The sequence below is a fragment of the Serratia sp. 14-2641 genome, assembly GCF_001692375.1.
In the GTDB taxonomy this organism is placed as follows: domain Bacteria; phylum Pseudomonadota; class Gammaproteobacteria; order Enterobacterales; family Enterobacteriaceae; genus Chania; species Chania fonticola_C.
Map to the genome: position 1 here is coordinate 15059 of NZ_LXKR01000042.1, position 20351 is coordinate 35409.

The 20351-nt window shown below is 55.5% G+C and carries 19 protein-coding genes; 16 read left to right on the forward strand and 3 right to left on the reverse strand.

The window, feature by feature from the left end; all coding sequences use genetic code 11:
• Positions 1 to 106 precede the first annotated feature (106 nt).
• The 9 genes from rmuC to hemB all read left to right on the forward strand — a co-directional run bounded on the left by rmuC (position 107) and on the right by hemB (position 8357).
• On the forward strand, positions 107 to 1654 hold the full coding sequence (gene rmuC, locus A6U95_RS15075) for a DNA recombination protein RmuC (RefSeq protein ID WP_024531110.1): 1548 nt from the start codon (positions 107 to 109) through the stop codon (positions 1652 to 1654).
• 78 nt (positions 1655 to 1732) lie between these two features.
• On the forward strand, positions 1733 to 2488 hold the full coding sequence (ubiE, locus tag A6U95_RS15080; RefSeq protein ID WP_065685041.1) for a bifunctional demethylmenaquinone methyltransferase/2-methoxy-6-polyprenyl-1,4-benzoquinol methylase UbiE: 756 nt from the start codon (positions 1733 to 1735) through the stop codon (positions 2486 to 2488).
• A 13-nt stretch (positions 2489 to 2501) separates the two neighbouring features.
• Complete coding sequence (locus A6U95_RS15085) at positions 2502 to 3110, forward strand: SCP2 domain-containing protein (protein ID WP_065685042.1); 609 nt, start codon at positions 2502 to 2504, stop codon at positions 3108 to 3110.
• Positions 3107 to 4738 (forward strand): ubiquinone biosynthesis regulatory protein kinase UbiB, encoded by a 1632-nt coding sequence (gene ubiB, locus A6U95_RS15090; RefSeq protein WP_024485463.1) that lies wholly within the window; start codon positions 3107 to 3109, stop codon positions 4736 to 4738. Before A6U95_RS15085 ends, ubiB begins: the two co-directional genes overlap by 4 nt.
• 129 nt (positions 4739 to 4867) lie before the next feature.
• On the forward strand, positions 4868 to 5134 hold the full coding sequence (gene tatA / locus A6U95_RS15095) for a Sec-independent protein translocase subunit TatA (protein ID WP_065685043.1): 267 nt from the start codon (positions 4868 to 4870) through the stop codon (positions 5132 to 5134).
• A gap of 3 nt (positions 5135 to 5137) precedes the next feature.
• The gene (tatB, locus tag A6U95_RS15100) at positions 5138 to 5710 is read left to right on the forward strand and encodes a Sec-independent protein translocase protein TatB (RefSeq protein ID WP_065685044.1); all 573 of its coding nucleotides are present in this window, start codon (positions 5138 to 5140) and stop codon (positions 5708 to 5710) included.
• 3 nt (positions 5711 to 5713) lie between these two features.
• On the forward strand, positions 5714 to 6484 hold the full coding sequence (gene tatC, locus A6U95_RS15105) for a Sec-independent protein translocase subunit TatC (protein ID WP_065685045.1): 771 nt from the start codon (positions 5714 to 5716) through the stop codon (positions 6482 to 6484).
• A gap of 53 nt (positions 6485 to 6537) precedes the next feature.
• Positions 6538 to 7320 (forward strand): 3'-5' ssDNA/RNA exonuclease TatD, encoded by a 783-nt coding sequence (gene tatD / locus A6U95_RS15110; RefSeq protein ID WP_065685046.1) that lies wholly within the window; start codon positions 6538 to 6540, stop codon positions 7318 to 7320.
• Between the two features lie 14 nt (positions 7321 to 7334).
• The gene (gene hemB, locus A6U95_RS15115; protein WP_021181463.1) at positions 7335 to 8357 is read left to right on the forward strand and encodes a porphobilinogen synthase; all 1023 of its coding nucleotides are present in this window, start codon (positions 7335 to 7337) and stop codon (positions 8355 to 8357) included.
• Positions 8358 to 8399: 42 nt separating this feature from the next.
• On the opposite strand, the gene rfaH is transcribed toward hemB, so the two are convergent.
• Positions 8400 to 8888, reverse strand: a complete 489-nt coding sequence (gene rfaH / locus A6U95_RS15120) for a transcription/translation regulatory transformer protein RfaH (RefSeq protein WP_025121815.1) — start codon at positions 8886 to 8888, stop codon at positions 8400 to 8402.
• Positions 8889 to 9130: 242 nt separating this feature from the next.
• Between rfaH and pepE the strand changes: the two genes are divergently transcribed.
• From pepE to fre, 3 genes are all read left to right on the forward strand, one after another.
• Positions 9131 to 9856 (forward strand): dipeptidase PepE, encoded by a 726-nt coding sequence (gene pepE, locus A6U95_RS15125; RefSeq protein ID WP_065685047.1) that lies wholly within the window; start codon positions 9131 to 9133, stop codon positions 9854 to 9856.
• 212 nt (positions 9857 to 10068) lie between these two features.
• Entirely contained in the window at positions 10069 to 11565 is a 1497-nt protein-coding gene (gene ubiD / locus A6U95_RS15130; RefSeq protein WP_065685048.1) for a 4-hydroxy-3-polyprenylbenzoate decarboxylase, read from the forward strand.
• A 28-nt stretch (positions 11566 to 11593) separates the two neighbouring features.
• Entirely contained in the window at positions 11594 to 12295 is a 702-nt protein-coding gene (gene fre, locus A6U95_RS15135; RefSeq protein WP_024485471.1) for an NAD(P)H-flavin reductase, read from the forward strand.
• 152 nt (positions 12296 to 12447) lie between these two features.
• On the opposite strand, the gene fadA is transcribed toward fre, so the two are convergent.
• Positions 12448 to 13611 (reverse strand): acetyl-CoA C-acyltransferase FadA, encoded by a 1164-nt coding sequence (gene fadA, locus A6U95_RS15140; protein ID WP_065685049.1) that lies wholly within the window; start codon positions 13609 to 13611, stop codon positions 12448 to 12450.
• A gap of 10 nt (positions 13612 to 13621) precedes the next feature.
• A complete protein-coding gene (fadB, locus tag A6U95_RS15145; protein WP_065685050.1) occupies positions 13622 to 15814 on the reverse strand; it encodes a fatty acid oxidation complex subunit alpha FadB in 2193 nt (730 codons plus the stop codon).
• Positions 15815 to 16134: 320 nt separating this feature from the next.
• Here fadB and pepQ point away from each other — a divergent pair, with 320 nt between their 5' ends.
• The 4 genes from pepQ to hemG are packed head-to-tail and all read left to right on the forward strand — an operon-like array spanning position 16135 to position 20124.
• Positions 16135 to 17466 carry a Xaa-Pro dipeptidase gene (gene pepQ / locus A6U95_RS15150; protein WP_065685051.1) on the forward strand — a complete coding sequence of 444 codons (1332 nt, stop codon included), beginning with the start codon at positions 16135 to 16137 and terminating at the stop codon, positions 17464 to 17466.
• Complete coding sequence (locus A6U95_RS15155; RefSeq protein WP_065685052.1) at positions 17466 to 18080, forward strand: IMPACT family protein; 615 nt, start codon at positions 17466 to 17468, stop codon at positions 18078 to 18080. Before pepQ ends, A6U95_RS15155 begins: the two co-directional genes overlap by 1 nt.
• Positions 18081 to 18115: 35 nt before the next feature.
• Positions 18116 to 19567, forward strand: a complete 1452-nt coding sequence (gene trkH / locus A6U95_RS15160; protein ID WP_021181454.1) for a Trk system potassium transporter TrkH — start codon at positions 18116 to 18118, stop codon at positions 19565 to 19567.
• Between the two features lie 23 nt (positions 19568 to 19590).
• The gene (gene hemG / locus A6U95_RS15165) at positions 19591 to 20124 is read left to right on the forward strand and encodes a menaquinone-dependent protoporphyrinogen IX dehydrogenase (RefSeq protein WP_065685053.1); all 534 of its coding nucleotides are present in this window, start codon (positions 19591 to 19593) and stop codon (positions 20122 to 20124) included.
• Positions 20125 to 20351 lie beyond the last annotated feature (227 nt).

The window sequence follows — 20351 nt, forward strand, 5'->3', positions numbered from 1 at the left end:
GCTCACTTCCACATAAAAACAGACTGGACATCCATACAGGCTCCCTTTAACGTGGCAGGCATCAGGCGTAAAACGCGCCGCAAGTGCATGTATGACAGGAGGCAGGGTGGATACCAGTTTGGTTTACGGTATTGGTGGCGTAGCGATAGGTTTACTGCTGGGGTGGCTGATCGCCAGCCTGCGTGCGCAGCAGCACGGTGCGCAACATGAAACCGACATGCGTCTGCTGGAACAGTCTTTACAGCAGGCACAGCTTGAAACTGCCTCCCGCCAAGAGACGCTGCAACGCCACGAACAGCTGCTACGGCAAAACGATCTGGAACTGCGCACCCTGCACAGCCAACTGGCCGCCGGGCAGGAGAGGCTGCAACAGCTCAACCATTGGCGCAATGAATGTGAATTGCTGAACCAGGAGCTACGGGCGCAGCGTGAAGTCAACAGCGCTCAGGAAGCCGAACTGCGTGAGGTGACGATCCGCCTGGAAGAGACCCGGATGGCCGCAGAAGAGAAACAGCGGCTGTTGATCAGCAGTGAACAACGTTTGACCACCCAGTTTGAGAACCTGGCCAACCGCATTTTCGAAAACAGCGGCCGCAAGGTGGATGAGCAAAATAAGCAAAGCCTGGATCGCCTGTTGCTGCCGTTACGCGAGCAGTTGGACGGTTTCCGCCGCCAGGTGCAGGACAGTTTTGGTCAGGAAGCACGTGAACGCCATACATTGACGCACGAAATCCGTAATCTGCAACAGTTGAATGCGCAAATGGCTCGCGAGGCGCTCAATCTCACCAAGGCGCTAAAAGGCGATAACAAAACCCAGGGTAACTGGGGCGAGGTAGTGTTGAGCCGCGTGTTGGAAGCCTCTGGCCTGCGTGAAGGACATGAGTATGAGACGCAGGTTAATGTGCGGCTGGATAGCCAAAGCCGTATGCAGCCAGACGTGATCGTGCGTTTGCCACAGGGTAAAGACGTGGTGATCGACGCCAAGATGTCGCTGGTGGCCTATGAGCGTTATTTCAACAGTGAAGATGACTTCGAACGGGAAGCGGCGTTGACCGAGCATATCACTTCGCTGCGTGGGCACATTCGCGTGTTGGGCCGGAAGGATTATCAACAGCTGCCTGGCCTGCGTTCGCTGGATTATGTGTTGATGTTTATCCCGGTGGAACCGGCCTTCCTGTTGGCCATCGATCGTGAGCCGGAGCTGATTAGCGAGGCATTGCAACATAATATCATGCTGGTCAGCCCAACCACTTTGCTGGTGGCGCTGCGTACCATTACCAACCTGTGGCGCTATGAGCACCAGAGTCAGAACGCCCAGCGGATCGCCGATCGCGCCGCCCGCCTGTATGACAAGATGCGCCTGTTCGTTGACGATATGTCGGCCTTGGGGCAGAGTCTGGATAGGGCGCAGGGCAGTTATCACCAGGCGATGAATAAACTGAGCGAAGGCCGTGGTAATCTTATCGGCCGCATCGAGGGCTTCCGCGCGCTTGGGGTTGAGATTAAACGTCCCATCAACCCGCTTTTGGCGCAGCAGGCATCGGAACAACAGGATGATGAGCTGCTCTCTGAGCCAGACGAGGATATCGCCTCGCTGCCGGGGGAAGAGAACGACGATAGCAACGAAGAACCGCATCGCGCATCGCACGGATGATACCGTTGCAAGGTGGGGTATTACGTGGCTTTCTGGTACACTCCACGACACTAAATTGACTGAATGGCAGGCAGGACAATGGCAGATCAAGCGCAGGAAACCACCGATTTTGGCTTTCGTACCGTAGCAAGAGACGAGAAGCAGGCCATGGTGGCCAACGTTTTTCACTCGGTAGCGGCAAAATATGACGTGATGAACGACCTGATGTCGTTTGGTATCCATCGTATCTGGAAGCGTTTTACCATCGATTGCAGCGGCGTGCGCCGCGGCCAGCGCGTGCTGGATCTGGCCGGTGGTACTGGCGATCTGGCTGCCAAGTTCTCCCGAATGGTGGGCGAGCAGGGGCAGGTGGTGCTAGCGGATATCAACGATTCCATGCTCAAGATGGGGCGCGAAAAGCTGCGCGACCACGGTATCGTTGGCAATATCAGCTACGTGCAGGCCAACGCCGAAGCGCTGCCGTTCCCGGATAACTATTTTGACTGTATCACCATCTCCTTTGGCCTGCGCAACGTCACCGACAAAGACAAAGCACTGCGCTCGATGTACCGTGTGCTGAAACCGGGTGGCCGCTTGCTGGTGCTGGAGTTTTCCAAGCCGCTGCTGGAGCCGCTGAGCAAGGCTTACGACGCCTATTCCTTCCACGTGCTGCCAAAAATTGGTGAGCTGGTGGTGAAAGATCCGGACAGCTACCGCTATCTGGCAGAATCGATCCGCATGCACCCCGATCAGGAAACCCTGAAGGGGATGATGGCTGCGGCCGGCTTCGAGAACGTCAACTACTTCAACCTGACCGGCGGCATCGTGGCGCTGCACCGGGGCTTCAAGTTCTGATATGGAAATGCCGATGCTGCTAACCCCGTTACTGACCGGCGTGCTGGAAACCTCGCTTAATAGCCTGCTGTTTCGCGATCGTAGCATGAAAACCGCCCGCCAACGGCTGGCGGGTAAAGTGTTACGTATCGAGCTACAGGAACTCTCTTCGCCGTTGGTACTGCTGTTCAGCGAACAGCGCGTGGATGTGCTTGGCCAATCAGAAGATAGCGCCGACTGTACGGTGCGAACCCGCGTACCGGTGCTGCTGAAATTGCGCGATCGCCAGCAACTTTCCCCGCTGATGCGTAGCGGCGAGCTGATTGTCGAAGGCGATATTCAGGTGGTGCAACAACTGGTCGGTTTGCTCGATCTGGCAGAATGGGATCCGGCGGAATGGTTGGCACCTTATGTGGGTGACATCGCTGCGCAAGGGGTTAGTCAGATCGTAGGTAAAGGTTTAGGCCTGCTAAAATCCGGTTTGCAGAGCCAGCAACGCTACGTGGCCGAAACGCTGACCGAAGAGTGGCGTATGGCTCCCGGCCCGCTTGAAGTGGTGTGGTTTAACGAAGAGGTTGATGCCACCGTTCGCAGTGTAGACGCACTGATTGCTCGTCTGGACAAGTTGGAGGGTAAGCGATGACCCCTGGCGAAATTTGCCGCCTGTATTTGATCGTGCGCGTTTTCCTGAGCTATGGACTGGATGAACTGATCCCCAAGATGCGCTTGACGCTGCCGCTGCGCATTGGCCGCCGCCTGCTGTTCTGGATGCCTAACCGCCATAAAAACCAGCCGTTGGGCGAACGCCTGCGCCTGGCGCTGCAAGAGCTGGGCCCGGTGTGGATCAAGTTCGGCCAGATGATGTCGACCCGCCGCGATCTGTTCCCACCCCATATTGCCGACCAACTGACGCTGTTGCAGGACCGAGTGGCGCCGTTCGATGGTGCGCTGGCACGTAAGCATATCGAGTTGGCGATGGGCGGCCCGCTGGAAACCTGGTTCGATGACTTTGACCAGCAGGCGCTGGCGTCGGCTTCGATTGCCCAGGTGCATACCGCCCGGCTGAAAACGACTGGCCAAGAGGTGGTGCTGAAGGTGATCCGCCCGGACATAGGGCCGATTATCAAAGCCGATGTGCGCCTGATGTATCGCCTGGCAGGCTGGGTGCCCAAGCTGATGCCGGACGGTCGCCGTCTGCGTCCGCGCGAAGTGGTGCGTGAATATGAGAAAACCCTGCTCGATGAGCTGAACCTGCTGCGTGAAGCGGCCAACGCCATCCAGCTGCGCCGTAATTTTGACGGTAGCCCGATGCTCTACGTGCCAGAGGTTTACTCCGATTACTGCCGTGAGAGCGTGCTGGTGATGGAGCGGATTTACGGCATCCCGGTATCGGATATTGCGGCTCTGGAACAGCAGAACACCAATATGAAACTGCTGGCCGAGCGTGGCGTCCAGGTGTTCTTTACCCAGGTGTTCCGTGACAGCTTCTTCCATGCCGACATGCACCCAGGCAACATTTTCGTCAGCTATGAGCACCCGGAAGATCCGTGTTATATCGGCATCGACTGCGGTATCGTGGGTTCCCTGAACAAAGACGACAAGCGCTATCTGGCGGAAAACTTTATCGCCTTCTTTAACCGCGACTACCGTAAGGTGGCGGAGCTGCACGTTGATTCTGGCTGGGTACCGCGTGATACCAACGTGGAAGATTTCGAGTTTGCCATCCGTACCGTCTGTGAGCCGATCTTTGAAAAACCGCTGGCGGAAATTTCGTTCGGCAACGTACTCTTGAACCTGTTCAATACCGCACGCCGTTTCAATATGGAAGTGCAGCCGCAGCTGGTATTACTGCAAAAGACGCTGCTGTACGTTGAGGGCCTTGGCCGTCAGCTCTATCCGCAACTGGATCTGTGGACTACGGCAAAGCCGTTCCTGGAAAGCTGGCTGCGGGATCAGGTGGGCATTCCAGCAGTGATCCGCGCGCTGAAAGAAAAAGCGCCGTTCTGGGCCGAGAAACTGCCGGAGTTACCTGAATTGTTTTATGACAGTCTGCAACAGCATAAACTGTTACAACAAAGCGTCGATAAATTGACCGGTCAGATGCAGGCGCAACGCGTTCGGCAAGGTCAATCACGGTATTTGTTCGGGGTTGGCGCTACACTGTTAGTCAGTGGTACGATTTTACTGCTGGGAGGCGTAGAGGTGTTCCCTGCCTGGATGATGGCCGCAGGAGTAGTGGCCTGGGTCGTCGGTTGGAAACGCACCGTCTGAATAAATTAACCATCAGGTTAAGCGTTGTCGCTGTAGCCCTGCAAAAACGGGGCATATCCAACACAAAGATGAAGGGTATATAATGCGGCAGCTTGAAATAGACCCTTTTTTAAACCAGAGGTAAGTACAATGGGCGGTATTAGTATTTGGCAATTGTTGATTATCGCGGTGATCGTGGTGCTGCTGTTTGGTACCAACAAACTGCGTACGCTGGGTTCCGATCTCGGTGCATCAATCAAGGGCTTCAAAAAAGCGATTGGCGATGACAACACCGCAGCGCCAACCAACACGACTGAAAAAACCAACCACGATGCAGACTTTGCGGCCAAGCCTATCACCGATAAGCAGCCTGAAGTGAAAGCAGCGGAAGAGTCGAAGAACAAAGAGCAGGTATAAACCGTGTTTGACATTGGGTTTGGTGAACTGCTGCTGGTACTGGTGATTGGCCTGGTGGTACTTGGGCCAGAACGGTTACCAGTGGCGGTCAGAACCGTTGCGGGCTGGATCCGAGCGCTGCGCTCTCTGGCAGCATCGGTACAGAATGAGCTGACGCAGGAATTGAAGCTGCAAGAACTGCAGGAAAGCCTGAAGAAGGCGGAGAAAGCGGGCTTGCAGAATTTAACGCCGGAACTCAAAGCTTCAATGGATGAGCTGAAAGAGGCGGCTGAGTCGCTGAAACGTTCTTATCACGTCGATAAGGACGAGCCACCGCATACCATCCACAATCCAGTGGTCACCGATCCTGAAGCCATCCACGACGGCGTGACTCCGGCGGAAGCGGCGACTACCGCTTCGGCACCTGTTGCCACACCGCAGCCCACTGAACCTGCGCCAGCCGTGCAAAGCGAGCCGGTGGTGCCCCCCGTGGCTCAGGCAACGGTCGTGGATCAGCAAATCCCTGCAAAGCAGGCCATCCCAGAGCCTGTGGCGGATAAATCCCCTGCGTCTCAACAACCTAGTGGCGAACGTTAAAACATGGCCGTTGAAGATACCCAACCGCTTATCAGTCATCTGATTGAACTGCGTAAGCGGCTGTTGAATTCGATCATCAGCGTGCTGGCGATCTTTATCGTGTTGGTGTTTTTCGCTAACGATATTTATCAGATCGTTTCTGCACCGCTGATCGATCAGTTGCCTGCCGGGGCGAGCATGATCGCCACCGACGTGGCTTCACCCTTCTTTGCTCCGATCAAGTTGACGATGATGGTTTCGGTGATCGTTGCCGCGCCTTTCATTCTCTATCAGGTCTGGGCCTTTATCGCTCCTGCGCTGTACCAGCATGAACGCCGCCTGATGATGCCGTTGCTGGTCTCCAGCAGCCTGTTGTTCTATCTGGGGATGGCGTTTGCCTACTTTGTCGTGTTCCCGCTGGCCTTTGGCTTTTTTGCCAAAACTGCACCCATCGGCGTCACGATTGCGACCGATATCAGCAACTACCTGAGTTTTGTCATGGCGCTGTTTATGGCGTTCGGCGTGGCTTTTGAAGTGCCGGTTGCCATTATTCTGCTGTGCTGGAGTGGTGTCACTACGCCAGAAGACCTGCGTAAGAAACGCCCGTATGTGTTGGTCGGGGCTTTCGTGGTCGGTATGCTGTTGACGCCGCCGGACGTGTTCTCGCAAACCCTGTTGGCGATCCCGATGTACCTGCTGTTTGAGGTTGGCGTGTTCTTCGCCCGCTTCTATGTAGGGAAGCGGCGCAAGCTGGTAGAGGAAGAAGAGGAAGGCGAAGAGCCACCAGCGTCCTGATACTCGTCTGTCCCTAAGCCGCCCATCGGGCGGCTTTTGCTTTGGAAAAATCCATGTTTGATATTGGCGTCAATCTTACCAGCTCCCAATTTGCCAAAGATGCCACACAGGTGGTTGAGCGAGCCAAAACGGCAGGCGTGACGGGGATACTGATCACCGGCACCAACGCACAGCAAAGCGAGGCGGCCAGCCACCTGGCCCGTGCTCATAGTGGCTATTGCTGGTCTACGGCGGGCGTGCATCCGCATGATGCCAGCAGTTGGAACGATGAGGTCGCGCAGCATATTCACCGGTTGGCATCGCAGCCCTTCGTGGCCGCGATTGGCGAGTGTGGGCTGGATTTTAACCGCAATTTTTCTACCCCGGCACAGCAGGAACTGGCTTTCACCGCTCAACTGGCATTGGCCGCCGAGCTCACTATGCCGGTCTTCCTGCATTGCCGCGACGCACACGCACGTTTTGTTGCACTGCTGACTCCCTGGTTGGATAAACTGCCCGCCGCAGTTGTGCATTGCTTCACCGGCAGCGCCGAAGAGTTACAGGACTGTCTGGCGCTGGGGTTGTCGATCGGTATCACCGGTTGGGTTTGTGATGAGCGCCGGGGTCTGGAACTGCGTGCCTTGTTACCCCAAATCCCGGCCGATCGTCTGCTGCTGGAAACCGATGCCCCCTATTTGTTGCCCCGGGATTTACACCCGAAACCTGCATCTCGCCGCAACGAACCCTGTTTTCTGCCCCATATCATTCGGCAGGTTGCAACCTGGCGCGAAGAAGATCCCGCGTGGCTGGGCCAGAAAACTGATGAGAACGCCCGCCGGTTATTCCGGCTGGTCTGAGTTAGGAGAAAATTATGAGCTATGCATTTCCGGGCACCTTCCCTGGTCGCCGTATGCGCCGTGTGCGCCGTCATGACTTCAGCCGCCGTTTGGTCGCCGAGAATCAGGTAACGGTCAATGACCTGATCTACCCGGTGTTTGTCATGGAAGGTAGCAACCGTCAGGAAGCCGTTTCCTCGATGCCTGGCGTATCGCGCATGAGCATCGATCTGCTGATCAAAGAGGCGGAAGCCATTGCCAAACTCGGCGTGCCGGTGATCTCCCTGTTCCCGGTGATTGAGCCTGGCCTGAAGTCGCTGCATGCCGAGGAAGCCTATAACCCGGATGGTTTGGTGCAGCGCACCGTGCGTGCGCTGAAAGATGCCGTGCCGGAGCTGGGGATCCTGACCGATGTGGCACTCGACCCGTATACGACCCATGGGCAGGACGGGGTGATCGACGAGCATGGCTACGTGATCAACGACATCAGCAAAGAGATTCTGGTTCGCCAGGCGCTATCTCATGCCGAAGCCGGTGCCGAAATCGTGGCTCCCAGCGATATGATGGATGGCCGCATCGGCGCGATCCGCGATCAGCTGGAGCTGCAAGGCCTGGTTAATACCCAGATCATGGCGTATTCCGCCAAATATGCCTCATGCTATTACGGCCCGTTCCGTGATGCGCTCGGCTCCACCGGTAATCTGAAAGGCGGCAACAAGAAAACCTATCAGATGGATCCGGCCAACGGCGACGAAGCCCTGCAAGAGATTGCTCAGGATCTGCAGGAAGGCGCGGATATGGTGATGGTGAAACCGGGGATGCCGTATTTGGACGTGGTGCGCCGTGTCAAAGATACCTTCGGGGTGCCGACCTTCGCCTATCAGGTATCGGGCGAATATGCGATGCATATGGCGGCAATCCAGAACGGCTGGCTGCAGGAGCAACCGGCGGTGATGGAATCCCTGCTGTGCTTTAAGCGTGCCGGGGCTGATGGTGTGCTGACCTACTTCGCCAAGCGTGTTGCCCAGTGGCTGCATGATGATGCGATGCGCCGTTAATCGGTAGCAGACAAAACAGGCACCCTTGGGTGCCTGTTTGCATTAAAGTTTCTGGAATTGCCGGTTATCGATGCTCTGATTAATCTGCTTATTGATCAGATTCAGCAGCAGCATCGAGCGGGCTTCACCGTCGGGTTCGGTGTAGATCGCATGCAGGCCCTCGAACACGCCATCGGTGATCAGCACCGTATCGCCCGGCTGTGGGGTCTCTGGATCCACATAGTATTCTTCGCTATGTGTCTGGAGTTCTTCGATAACCTGTAAAGGTATCTGGGTCGGTAAGGCTCCAAATCGCACAAAGTGGCTGACACCACGGGTTGCACTGATCGTGGTGGTGTGAATACGTTCCGGATCGAATTCAACAAACAGGTAGTTGGGAAACAGCGGTTCGCTAACGGCGGTACGCTTGCCACGCACGATTTTTTCCAACGTAATAATTGGGCTCAGGCAGTTGACGGCTTGCCTTACCAGGTGTTCCTGGGCCCGTAAGAGCTGGCCGCGCTTACAATAAAGTAAATACCAAGATTCCATAGTTTCACATGCCTTTCTGTCAGCCGTTAAGCATACCAAAAGCCACTACGGATACCTAGTGACGCAAGCGTCCATCTTGTTGCCATGAGTTGCGGCAATCCACGGTAGCCAGCATAAAGTCACATATTTGTTTACCTGATTCAGGTATAACAATAGGCCTAAAATTTACGACTGTCACAGTATGGTGGGCAAGCCTGACGCTCAATGTGACGCCTTTATCATTCTTGCACTGAGGGAGAGACATGGAGCTATTTTTGCTAAGTAACGGCAAGCTTTCCGGCGAGGCCGAACTGCTCGGTTATGCGAAGAGCCAGCTGTTGGCCATGATTGAACGCCGTAACATCACGTCAGCCGTATTTGTTCCTTATGCCATGATCCGGGGTGATTACGACCAGCGTGCGGGTGAACTGTCGCAGACGTTGGGTATCAAGGTCACCAGTATCCACCATGCCGAGTCTCCGGCAGAGGCGATCGCGCAGGCCGAGTGTATTTTGGTCAGCGGCGGCAATACCTGGATGCTGAACCAGATGCTGCATGAAAATGGCCTGATTGTGCCAATCCAGCGTGCGGTGCGTGAGCGTGAAGTACCCTATGTGGGTTGGAGCGCTGGCTGCAACGTGGCGACGCCGAGCATCCGTACCACCAACGATATGCCGGTGCGCAACAGCGTCGTGTTGCCTGCACTGGGGCTGTTCCCGGTACAAATCAACCCACATTACATCGATGCCCATATCAGCGGCCACATGGGTGAAACCCGTGATGAGCGCCTGGCAGAGTTCTGTGCGGTGAATCCGAGCGAGTCGGTTGTCGCACTGCGTGAAGGCAGCCTGCTGCACGTCTGCGGCAACGATCTGCGCTACTTCAGCGCCAGGGAGCAGGGCTTCAAGGTGTTCCGCCATGGGGTAGAGATACAGGAGTATCAGGATACTTTGGCATTGCGCTCTCTGGTGCCGTTCATCTGCCATTGATAAACCGAAGGGGCGCAGCATGCGGCGCCCCTACAGATTCAGCATTGTGATGACAACCCAAACCAGTAGCGCTAATGTGGGCAGATTGGCTAGAATTTGTTAATCTATCCCTTTGCTGTGAAACGCCTTAAAATCAGCCAGTTAATTAAACGTCGAGCCACCTTGAGATTTTCAGGGTTCGTCGTTTAAATCTTCTATAAATCAATGGTGTAATGGCTTGCATGAAATACCGTGACCTACGCGATTTCCTCTCGTTGCTGGAAAAGAGAGGGGAACTAAAACGCATCAGCCAGCCGATTGATCCCTATCTGGAAATGACAGAAATTGCCGATCGTACGCTGCGTGCGGGAGGCCCGGCGTTGCTGTTCGAAAACCCGAAAGGCTACGATATGCCGGTGCTCTGTAACCTGTTCGGCACGCCCAAGCGGGTGGCAATGGGGATGGGGCAGGAAGATGTCAGTGCGCTGCGCGAAGTGGGCAAGCTGCTGGCGTTCCTCAAAGAGCCAGAGCCACCGAAGGGCTTTCGCGACCTGGTCGACAAGGTCCCCAAATTCAAGCAAGTGCTGAATATGCCGACCAAGGTGCTGGGCTCTGCCCCGTGCCAGGAACAGGTGTGGCAAGGGGAAGATGTCGATCTCGGCCGTATCCCGGTGATGCACTGCTGGCCGGAAGATGCCGCCCCGCTGGTCACCTGGGGGCTGACGGTTACCCGTGGCCCGCACAAAGAGCGCCAGAATCTGGGGATCTATCGCCAGCAGGTATTGGGCAAGAACAAGCTGATTATGCGCTGGCTCTCGCACCGTGGTGGCGCGCTGGATTATCAGGAGTGGTGTCAGGAACATCCTGGTGAACGTTTCCCGGTCGCCGTTGCACTGGGGGCCGATCCTGCCACCATTTTGGGTGCTGTGACGCCGGTGCCGGATAATCTGTCCGAATATGCCTTTGCCGGGCTGTTGCGCGGCAACAAGACCGAAGTGGTCAAATGTCTGTCCTGCGATCTCGAAGTTCCCGCCAGCGCGGAAATTGTGCTGGAAGGCTATATCGAGCAAGGGGAACTGGCGCCGGAAGGCCCGTATGGCGATCACACCGGTTACTATAACGAGATCGATCACTTCCCCGTCTTTACCGTGACCCATATTACCCAGCGGCGCAATGCGATTTATCACTCAACCTATACCGGCCGCCCGCCGGATGAACCTGCGGTGATGGGAGTGGCGCTGAACGAAGTGTTTGTGCCGATCCTGCAAAAACAGTTCCCGGAAATCGTCGATTTCTACCTACCGCCGGAAGGGTGTTCCTATCGCCTGGCGGTGGTGACCATCAAAAAACAGTACGCAGGGCATGCCAAACGCGTAATGATGGGGGTCTGGTCTTTCCTACGCCAATTTATGTATACCAAGTTTGTCATCGTTTGCGATGACGACGTGAATGCGCGTGACTGGAATGATGTGATTTGGGCGATAACCACCCGAATGGATCCGGCAAGGGATACCGTTTTAGTGGAGAATACGCCGATTGATTATCTGGACTTCGCCTCACCGGTTTCCGGGCTGGGATCGAAGATGGGCCTGGATGCCACCAACAAATGGCCGGGAGAAACCCAACGAGAGTGGGGCCGTCCGATCAAGATGGATGAGAAGGTGCGTGCGCGCATCGATGACATCTGGGATGAGCTCGCCATATTCAGTGACCGAGAACCGACGCTTTAGCGCCAGTGATGACCCGACAGAGGAACGCATGACAATCCTGAGCTGTAAAGTGACCTCCGTAGAGGCCATTACCGATACCGTTTATCGGGTACGTTTGGTGCCAGAGGCACCGTTTTCGTTCAAAGCAGGTCAATACCTGATGGTAGTGATGGATGAGCGTGATAAACGCCCGTTCTCTGTGGCCTCGACGCCAGCACAGCAAGATTATATCGAGCTGCATATTGGTGCTTCTGAACTGAACCTGTATGCCATGGCGGTGATGGATCGGGTGCTGAAAGAGCAGGCCATCACCGTGGATATTCCGCATGGTGAAGCCTGGCTGCGTGAAGAGGGCGAGCGCCCGCTGGTGTTGATTGCCGGTGGTACCGGGTTCTCTTACGCGCGCTCGATTTTGCTGACGGCGCTGGAACAACAGCCCAATCGCGATATCTCTATCTACTGGGGGGGCCGTGAGCTGAAGCATCTTTATGATCTCAGCGAACTGGAAGCGATTTCACTGCAATATCCAAATCTGAAGGTCATCCCGGTAGTTGAACAGCCGGAAGAGGACTGGCGTGGCCGCAGTGGCACGGTGCTGAGCGCTGTGTTACAGGATTTTGGCTCGCTGGCGGAGCATGATATCTATATCGCAGGTCGTTTCGAGATGGCGAAAATTGCCCGTGAGCGTTTCTGTGCCGAGCGTGGCGCGCTGGAAGCGCACATGTTTGGCGATGCTTTCGCGTTCATCTGATCGTACGCGCAGCAGTAAAGACGGGGTGGCCAGGTGCTGCCCCGTTTTTATTGGTGCCGAATTCCAGGCATAAAAAAACCCGCCCCTGACAGGCGGGAAGTACGGCAACAAAACCTTTGGGATGCCCTTTTGGGGCATCCAATCAGACACAGCTAAACGCGTTCAAATACCGTGGCGATCCCCTGACCCAGGCCGATACACATGGTGGCCAGACCAAACTGCACGTCACGGCGTTCCATATTATTCAGCAGGGTGGTGGAGATGCGGGAGCCGGAGCAGCCTAATGGGTGGCCCAGGGCAATCGCACCGCCGTTAAGGTTGATCTTGTCGTCCATGCTTTCCAGCAGCCCCAGATCTTTAATGCAGGGCAGCGACTGGGCGGCAAAGGCCTCATTCAATTCAAACAGATCGATATCCTGTACGCTCAGACCGGCGCGTTTAAGCGCGAGTTTGCTGGCAGGCACCGGACCATAGCCCATGATCGAAGGATCGCATCCTACCACCGCCATTGAGCGGATGCGGGCACGAGCCTTCAGGCCGAGCGCCTTGGCGCGGGATTCGCTCATGATCAACATGGCGGAAGCGCCGTCAGACAGTGCGGAAGAGGTGCCTGCGGTGACGGTGCCGTTGACCGGGTCAAACGCCGGACGCAATGCCGCCAGGCTGGCAACGGTGGTTTCCGGGCGGATCACTTCATCATAATCGTAACGAGTCAATACGCCGTCGGCGTCATGGCCGGTGGTGGGGATAATTTCGTTTTTGAAATAGCCAGCCAACGTAGCGGCATGGGCACGTTGGTGTGAGCGAGCTGCAAATTCATCCTGCATTTCGCGGCTGATATTATGCATTTTGGCCAGCATTTCTGCGGTCAGGCCCATCATCCCGGCCGCTTTTGCCACGGTGCGGCTCAGGCCAGGATGGAAGTCTACGCCGTGGTTCATCGGGACGTGGCCCATATGTTCCACTCCGCCAATCAGGCTGACCTGAGCGTCACCTACCATGATTGCGCGGGCTGCGTCGTGCAAGGCCTGCATGGAAGAACCACACAGACGGTTCACTGTTACCGCTGGTACGCTATGTGGGATTTCGGCCAGCAGCGCGGCGTTACGGGCGATATTGAAGCCTTGTTCCAGCGTTTGCTGCACACAACCCCAATAAATATCATCAATCTCAGCGGCATTCAGCGCCGGGTTACGGCTCAGCACGGCACGCATCAGATGTGCGGAAAGGTCTTCCGCGCGTACCTGGCGGAAAGCGCCGCCTTTTGAGCGGCCCATTGGCGTACGTACGGCATCAACAATAACTACGTTTTCCATCTTCATAACCTCATGCCGGTTGGCCAGTGGAGATATCAGACAGCGCTGCTGTCGCCACCGGGTAGTAGCTTTCATTACGTTCCGCCTTGGCACGCAGACCGGCTGGTACCTGATACAGCGCCCCCAGGTTAGCGTAACGCTGGGCCATCTCGACGTAATTGGCGGTGCCGAGCGTATCCAGATAGCGGAATGCGCCGCCGTGGAACGGCGGGAAGCCGATGCCGTAAACCAATGCCATATCCGCTTCTGCCGGGCTGGCCACAATGCCTTCTTCCAGGCAGCGTACCACTTCGTTGATCATCGGGATCATCATGCGAGCGATGATCTCTTCACTGCTGAAGGTCTGTGCCGACGCGCTCACGGTTGCCAGCAGAGTGTCGGTTTGCTCGTCGTTATCTTTACGCGGCTTGCCTTTGCTATCCTGGCTGTAGCGGTAGAAGCCCAGCTGGTTTTTCTGGCCGAAGCGTTGGTTATCGAACATCACGTCGATCGCATCGCGGTAATTTTTACTCATGCGTTCAGGGAAACCGTTGGCCATCACCGCCTGGGCATGGTGTGCGGTATCAATACCGACCACATCCAACAGATACGCCGGGCCCATCGGCCAGCCGAACTGTTTCTCCATCACTTTGTCGATCTGACGGAAGTCGGCGCCGTCGCGCAGTAACTGACTAAACCCGGCAAAATACGGGAACAGCACGCGGTTAACGAAGAACCCAGGGCAATCATTGACCACGATCGGCGTTTTGCCCATGCGGGTGGCGTAGGCCACCACGGCAGCGATAGTGCTGTCGCTGGTGTGTTCACCGCGGATTATCTCAACCAACGGCATGCGATGCACCGGGTTGAAGAAATGCATACCGCAGAAGTTTTGCGGGCGCTTCAATGATTTTGCCAGGTGATTGATCGGGATGGTTGAGGTGTTGGAGGCCAGTACGGTATCTTCGCCGATCAGGGCTTCCACTTCAGACAATACCGCCGCTTTTACCTTAGGATTTTCAACTACGGCCTCAACAATCAGTTGGGCGCGTTCGATCCCGGCATAGTCCAGCGTTGGCTGGATGGTTGACAGCACCTGTGCCATCTTCAGGCCATCCAACTTGCCGCGCTCCAGCTGTTTATTCAGCAGCTTGGCCGCTTCATTCATGCCAAGAGTCAGGGATTTGTCGCTGATGTCCTTCATGTTCACCGGCACGCCTTTCAGCGCGGATTGGTAGGCGATACCGCCCCCCATAATTCCTGCACCCAGCACGGCAGCCTGCTTCGGAGCTTCAACGTTCTTGGCCAGTTTTTTCGCCTGGCCTTTCACAAACTGATCGTTGAGGAAAATGCCCACCAGGGCGCGCGCTTCGTTAGAGCGGGCCAAAGGCACAAAGCTGGCGGTTTCCAGTTTCAACGCTTCGTCACGGCCAAGCTTGGCGGCGGCTTCGATGGTTTTTACTGCGGTCATCGGCGCAGGATAATGAATACCTGCGGTTTGCATCACCATGCCTTTGGCAGTGGTGAAACTCATTGCCGCTTCGATTGGGCTCAGCTTCAACGGTTCCAGCTTCGGCTGACGGTAAGCACGCCAGTCGAGTTGGCCGTCGATCGCCTGTTGCAGCATTTTCAGCGCGGCTTCCACCAGTTTCTCCGGTGCGACCACGGCATCGACCAGGCCGACTTTCAGTGCGTCTTTTGCACCGATATCTTTCCCGGCGGCAATGATTTCCAGCGCGCTGTCGTTACCGAGCAGGCGTGGCAGACGTACGGACCCCCCGAATCCTGGCATGATGCCCAGTTTGGTTTCTGGCAGGCCGATGCGTGCGTCTGGAGAGGCGATACGGAAATCGGTCGCCAGGATACATTCGCAGCCGCCGCCTAACGCGTATCCGTTGATGGCGGAGAGGGTTGGCACCGGTAAATCTTCCAGCCGGTTAAAGATGGTATTGGCAAACACCAGCCATTCATGCAGCTTTTCGGCCGGTGCGGCAAACAGCGAGAGGAACTCGGTGATGTCGGCACCCACGATGAATGCGGATTTGGCAGAGCGCAGCAGCAGCCCTTTCAACTCGGTTTGCTGTTCCAGCACCTCGAGTGCGGCACCCAGGCTGGCAACGGTGCTGGTATCCAGCTTGTTGATTGGGCCTGGTGCGTTGAACACCAACTCGGCGATGCCGTTGTCGAGCCAGTGTACTTGTAATGTTTCGCCTTGGTAGAGCATGTCGATCTCCTGAATCAGCGCAGATGATCTGGTATGACCAGATGATGAGGAGTGTGGTTTTTATGTTAATAAATTGCAAATAATAGATTGCATATTTGCAAACCGGATCACAGGGGAAATGGCTAATTGCTTGATACCAAATCAACTTATTTTTCACCCCTGGGCGCAAAACTTTGGCGCGTAGCGGCCATATCGCCCAGGGATGTAATCTGGTTGCAGCGGTTTGCGAAGCACACCTCATGCAAGAGGAGATGGGGTTGGAGCGTGGGATCTGTGTGTTAAGATGGCTCATTCCGTTCTGAGGGCATAAGGGTACTGTGATGGAAACGCTGGCTTCTTTGTATAACGACCACCTGGCAACACTGCAACAACGAGCTCGTGAAGTATTAGAGCGCAACAATCTGGATGCATTGCTAATCCATTCAGGCGAGCTGCAACGGGTCTTTCTGGACGACCACAGCTACCCGTTTAAAGTGAACGCCAACTTCAAGGCGTGGGTGCCGGTAACGTCGGTGCCGAACTGCTGGTTGTGGGTGGACGGCGTTAACAAACCAAAGCTGTGGTTCTATTCCCCGGTGGATTACTGGCATAGCGTTGAACCGCTACCCAACAGCTTCTGGACCAAATCCATTGAACTGTTGCCGCTGACCAATGCCGATGATATCGCCAGCCAACTGCCACAGCAGCGCGAGCGTGTAGGCTATATCGGCTATGCACAACAGCGGGCCCTCTCTCTTGGCATTGCGGCCGAGCACATCAACCCGCAAGCGGTGTTGAATTTCCTCGATTTCCGCCGCTCGATCAAAACCGGCTATGAGCTGGCCTGCATGCGCGAAGCGCAGAAAACGGCCGTGATGGGGCACCGTGCCGCTCATGAAGCCTTCCAGTCCGGTATGAGCGAGTTCGATATCAACCAGGCCTATCTGACCGCCACTGGCCATCGTGATACGGACGTGCCTTACGATAATATCGTGGCCCTGAATGAGCATGCGGCGGTGCTGCATTACACCAAGCTGGATCATCAACCTCCGGCCGAATCCCGCAGCTTCCTGATCGATGCAGGGGCAGAATATAACGGCTACGCCGCCGACCTGACTCGCACCTATGCGGCTCAGAGCGACAATGCATTCGCCCATCTGGTGAAAGATCTCAACAGTGAACAGCTTGCGCTGATAGATACCATCAAAGCCGGGGTGCGTTACACGGATTACCATGTACAGATGCATCAACGCATCGCCAAACTGTTGAAAAATCATAAGCTGGTAACGGGCATCAGCGAAGAAGCGATGGTCGAACAAGGCATCACCTGTCCGTTCCTGCCGCACGGTTTAGGCCACCCGCTTGGTTTGCAGGTGCATGATGCCGCCGGGTTTATGCAGGATGAAAATGGTACTCATCTGGCAGCACCCGCAAAATATCCCTTCCTGCGCTGCACCCGTGTCATGCAACCAGGTATGGTGCTGACCATTGAGCCGGGCCTGTATTTCATTGAGTCCCTGTTGGCTCCTTGGCGTAGTGGCGAGTTCAGTAAACACTTTGCCTGGGATCGTATCGATGCGTTAAAACCTTACGGCGGTATCCGCATTGAGGACAATATCGTGATCCACGAAAAGCGTATTGAGAATATGACGCGCGATCTGAACCTGGCCTGATGCAGCCTTACCCCATTCCTGGCGCTGTCATCAGCGTCAGTGAAGAGATAAAGAAAAGCCGTTTCATCACTCTGCTGGCACCTACCTGCGGGGTCGAGGCGGCCAAAGCCTTTATCCAGCAGGTGCGTGACGAGCATCCAACGGCCCGGCACCATTGCTGGGCTTTTGTTGCGGGGGCACCGAATGATTCGCAGCAGTTGGGGTTTTCCGATGACGGTGAACCCTCCGGCACTGCGGGCAAGCCCATCTTGAGCCAGCTAACGGGCAGTGGGATCGGTGAAATAACCGCGGTGGTAGTTCGTTACTATGGTGGGATCAAACTGGGTACTGGTGGCCTGGTGCGGGCATACGGCAGCGGCGTACAACAGGCGCTTAAGCAGCTGGTTGTTAGCTATAAAGTACCGCAGCTCGAATATACTTTGCAGTGCGACTATGCTCAGCTGGCAATGGTAGAGAATTTGCTACAGCTTAGTGAAGGGCGGATTGTGCATGGGGATTACGGTGCTGCCGTGGTGTTACATCTGGCGCTACCCGCCACGGGTACCGAGGTATTCGGGAATAAATTACGCGATCTCAGCCGCGGAAGTTTGCAATTAGTCCCTATATCGCAATAATTCCCACCAACTGAATTGTTAAGGATCGTGCTGAAATGCATTTTCGCGCCATAACCCGTATTGTGGGCCTGCTGGTTATCCTGTTTTCCGGGACAATGTTTATTCCTGGCCTGGTGGCATTGATATACCGCGACGGAGCGGGGCGGGCATTCAGCCAGACCTTCTTTGTAGCCGTGACCATTGGCTTGATGCTGTGGTGGCCAAATCGTAAGCAGAAGCACGAATTAAAACCACGTGAAGGCTTCCTGATTGTGGTGTTGTTCTGGACCGTACTGGGCAGCGTGGGGGCATTGCCTTTCCTGTTTTCCGAACGGCCCAATCTTTCCCTGACGGACGCTTTTTTCGAATCCTTCTCGGGTTTAACCACCACCGGAGCTACCACCCTGGTTGGGTTAGACTCCTTGCCTAAAGCCATCTTATTCTACCGCCAGATGCTGCAATGGATGGGAGGGATGGGGATCATCGTGCTGGCCGTCGCCATACTGCCTATCCTCGGCGTCGGGGGCATGCAGCTATACCGTGCGGAAATGCCCGGCCCATTGAAAGACAACAAAATGCGCCCGCGTATTGCCGAAACGGCCAAGACATTGTGGCTGATTTACGTACTGCTGACCATCGCCTGCGCGCTGGCATTATGGGGCGCCGGAATGTCGGTATTCGATGCTATCGGCCATAGCTTTGCAACTATCGCCATCGGGGGCTTTTCCACGCATGATGCCAGCGTGGGTTACTTTGCCAGCCCCGCCATCAACACTATCATCGCTGTGTTTCTATTGATCTCCGGTTGTAACTACGGCTTGCACTTTGCCTTGCTCAGCGGGCGCAGCTTGAAAGTGTACTGGCGCGATCCGGAATTTCGCATGTTTATCGCCGTGCAGTTCACGCTGGTGGCGGTGTGTACCGTGGTGCTGTGGTGGCACGGTATATATAGAAGCGGCATGGAAACGCTTAATCAGGCTTTCTTCCAGGTGGTGTCGATGGCAACCACTGCAGGGTTTACCACCGACAGCATCGCCAAATGGCCACTGTTCTTGCCAATGCTCCTGCTCTGTTCAGCCTTTATCGGTGGCTGTGCGGGTTCAACGGGCGGTGGCTTGAAAGTGATCCGCATCCTGCTGCTGTACCTTCAAGGGTCACGTGAGTTGAAACGGTTGGTGCATCCTAATGCGGTTTACACCATCAAGTTAGGCAACCGCGCGTTGCCGGAGCGTATTCTTGAAGCGGTGTGGGGATTCTTCTCCGCCTATGCATTGGTATTTATCGTCAGCATGCTGGCCATTATCGCCACCGGCGTGGACGAGTTCTCGGCCTTTGCCGCGGTAACGGCTACGCTTAACAATCTGGGGCCTGGCCTCGGCGTTGTCGCCGATAACTTTACCACCATGCCACCACCGGCAAAGTGGGTACTGGTCTTGACCATGCTGTTTGGTCGTTTGGAAGTGTTTACGCTGCTGGTTCTCTTCACACCGACTTTCTGGCGTGAGTAAATGTATCTACGAGGAGTAACGCCATGAAGGCACTGATTCTCTATTCGAGCCGTGACGGACAAACGCACTCTATTGCTGCTTATATAGCTAACCAGTTGCAGGATACTCTGAACTGCGACGTTATCGATCTGCAGCAGGCAGAGAATATCGAGCTTGGGCAGTACCAACAGGTACTTATAGGGGCTTCGATACGCTACGGGCATTTCAATACGGCATTACACCGATTTGTGAAGCGCCACGCTGATCAGTTGAATCAGATGCCTAGTGCGTTCTTCGCGGTTAACCTGACGGCACGCAAACCGGAAAAGCGTTCGCCGCAAACCAACGCCTATACCCGCAAGTTCTTATTGTCATCACCTTGGCAGCCAAAGCAGTGCGCCGTGTTCGCCGGTGCGCTGCGTTATCCGCGTTATCGCTGGTTCGATCGCGTCATGATCCGCTTTATTATGAAAATGACTGGGGGAGAGACGGATACCAGTAAAGAAGTGGAATATACAGATTGGCAGCAGGTGGACCGTTTTTCCCAGGAATTCAGCCGCATCCAGTACGAAAAGTGATAGAAATGCTGCCTTGTGCAGCGTTTTGCCGAAAAAAGCCGCGCTTGAAAAGTTTTTTGAATTTAGGGGTTGCGCCCTTCTGAGAACTCCCTATAATGCGCCTCCACTGACCGGGAACAACGACGAAGCAGTCGCCCAGCCAGGAAGAAGCAACCCGGTGAAAACACCGCGTCTCGTAAGAGAAAAAGGTTGACTCTTCAGCGGGAAAGCGTAATATGCACCTCCCG

Bases quoted from the DNA above. Each gene is read 5' to 3' on its own strand.
- fre (WP_024485471.1), top strand. From the start codon at position 11,594: ATGACAATCCTGAGCTGTAAAGTGACCTCCGTAGAGGCCATTACCGAT.
- A6U95_RS15155 (WP_065685052.1), top strand. From the start codon at position 17,466: ATGCAGCCTTACCCCATTCCTGGCGCTGTCATCAGCGTCAGTGAAGAG.
- tatD (WP_065685046.1), top strand. From the start codon at position 6,538: ATGTTTGATATTGGCGTCAATCTTACCAGCTCCCAATTTGCCAAAGAT.
- fadB (WP_065685050.1), bottom strand. From the start codon at position 15,814: ATGCTCTACCAAGGCGAAACATTACAAGTACACTGGCTCGACAACGGC.
- trkH (WP_021181454.1), top strand. From the start codon at position 18,116: ATGCATTTTCGCGCCATAACCCGTATTGTGGGCCTGCTGGTTATCCTG.
- fadA (WP_065685049.1), bottom strand. From the start codon at position 13,611: ATGGAAAACGTAGTTATTGTTGATGCCGTACGTACGCCAATGGGCCGC.
- pepQ (WP_065685051.1), top strand. From the start codon at position 16,135: ATGGAAACGCTGGCTTCTTTGTATAACGACCACCTGGCAACACTGCAA.
- ubiD (WP_065685048.1), top strand. From the start codon at position 10,069: ATGGCTTGCATGAAATACCGTGACCTACGCGATTTCCTCTCGTTGCTG.
- hemB (WP_021181463.1), top strand. From the start codon at position 7,335: ATGAGCTATGCATTTCCGGGCACCTTCCCTGGTCGCCGTATGCGCCGT.
- rfaH (WP_025121815.1), bottom strand. From the start codon at position 8,888: ATGGAATCTTGGTATTTACTTTATTGTAAGCGCGGCCAGCTCTTACGG.
- ubiB (WP_024485463.1), top strand. From the start codon at position 3,107: ATGACCCCTGGCGAAATTTGCCGCCTGTATTTGATCGTGCGCGTTTTC.
- ubiE (WP_065685041.1), top strand. From the start codon at position 1,733: ATGGCAGATCAAGCGCAGGAAACCACCGATTTTGGCTTTCGTACCGTA.
- tatA (WP_065685043.1), top strand. From the start codon at position 4,868: ATGGGCGGTATTAGTATTTGGCAATTGTTGATTATCGCGGTGATCGTG.
- pepE (WP_065685047.1), top strand. From the start codon at position 9,131: ATGGAGCTATTTTTGCTAAGTAACGGCAAGCTTTCCGGCGAGGCCGAA.
- tatC (WP_065685045.1), top strand. From the start codon at position 5,714: ATGGCCGTTGAAGATACCCAACCGCTTATCAGTCATCTGATTGAACTG.
- A6U95_RS15085 (WP_065685042.1), top strand. From the start codon at position 2,502: ATGCTGCTAACCCCGTTACTGACCGGCGTGCTGGAAACCTCGCTTAAT.
- hemG (WP_065685053.1), top strand. From the start codon at position 19,591: ATGAAGGCACTGATTCTCTATTCGAGCCGTGACGGACAAACGCACTCT.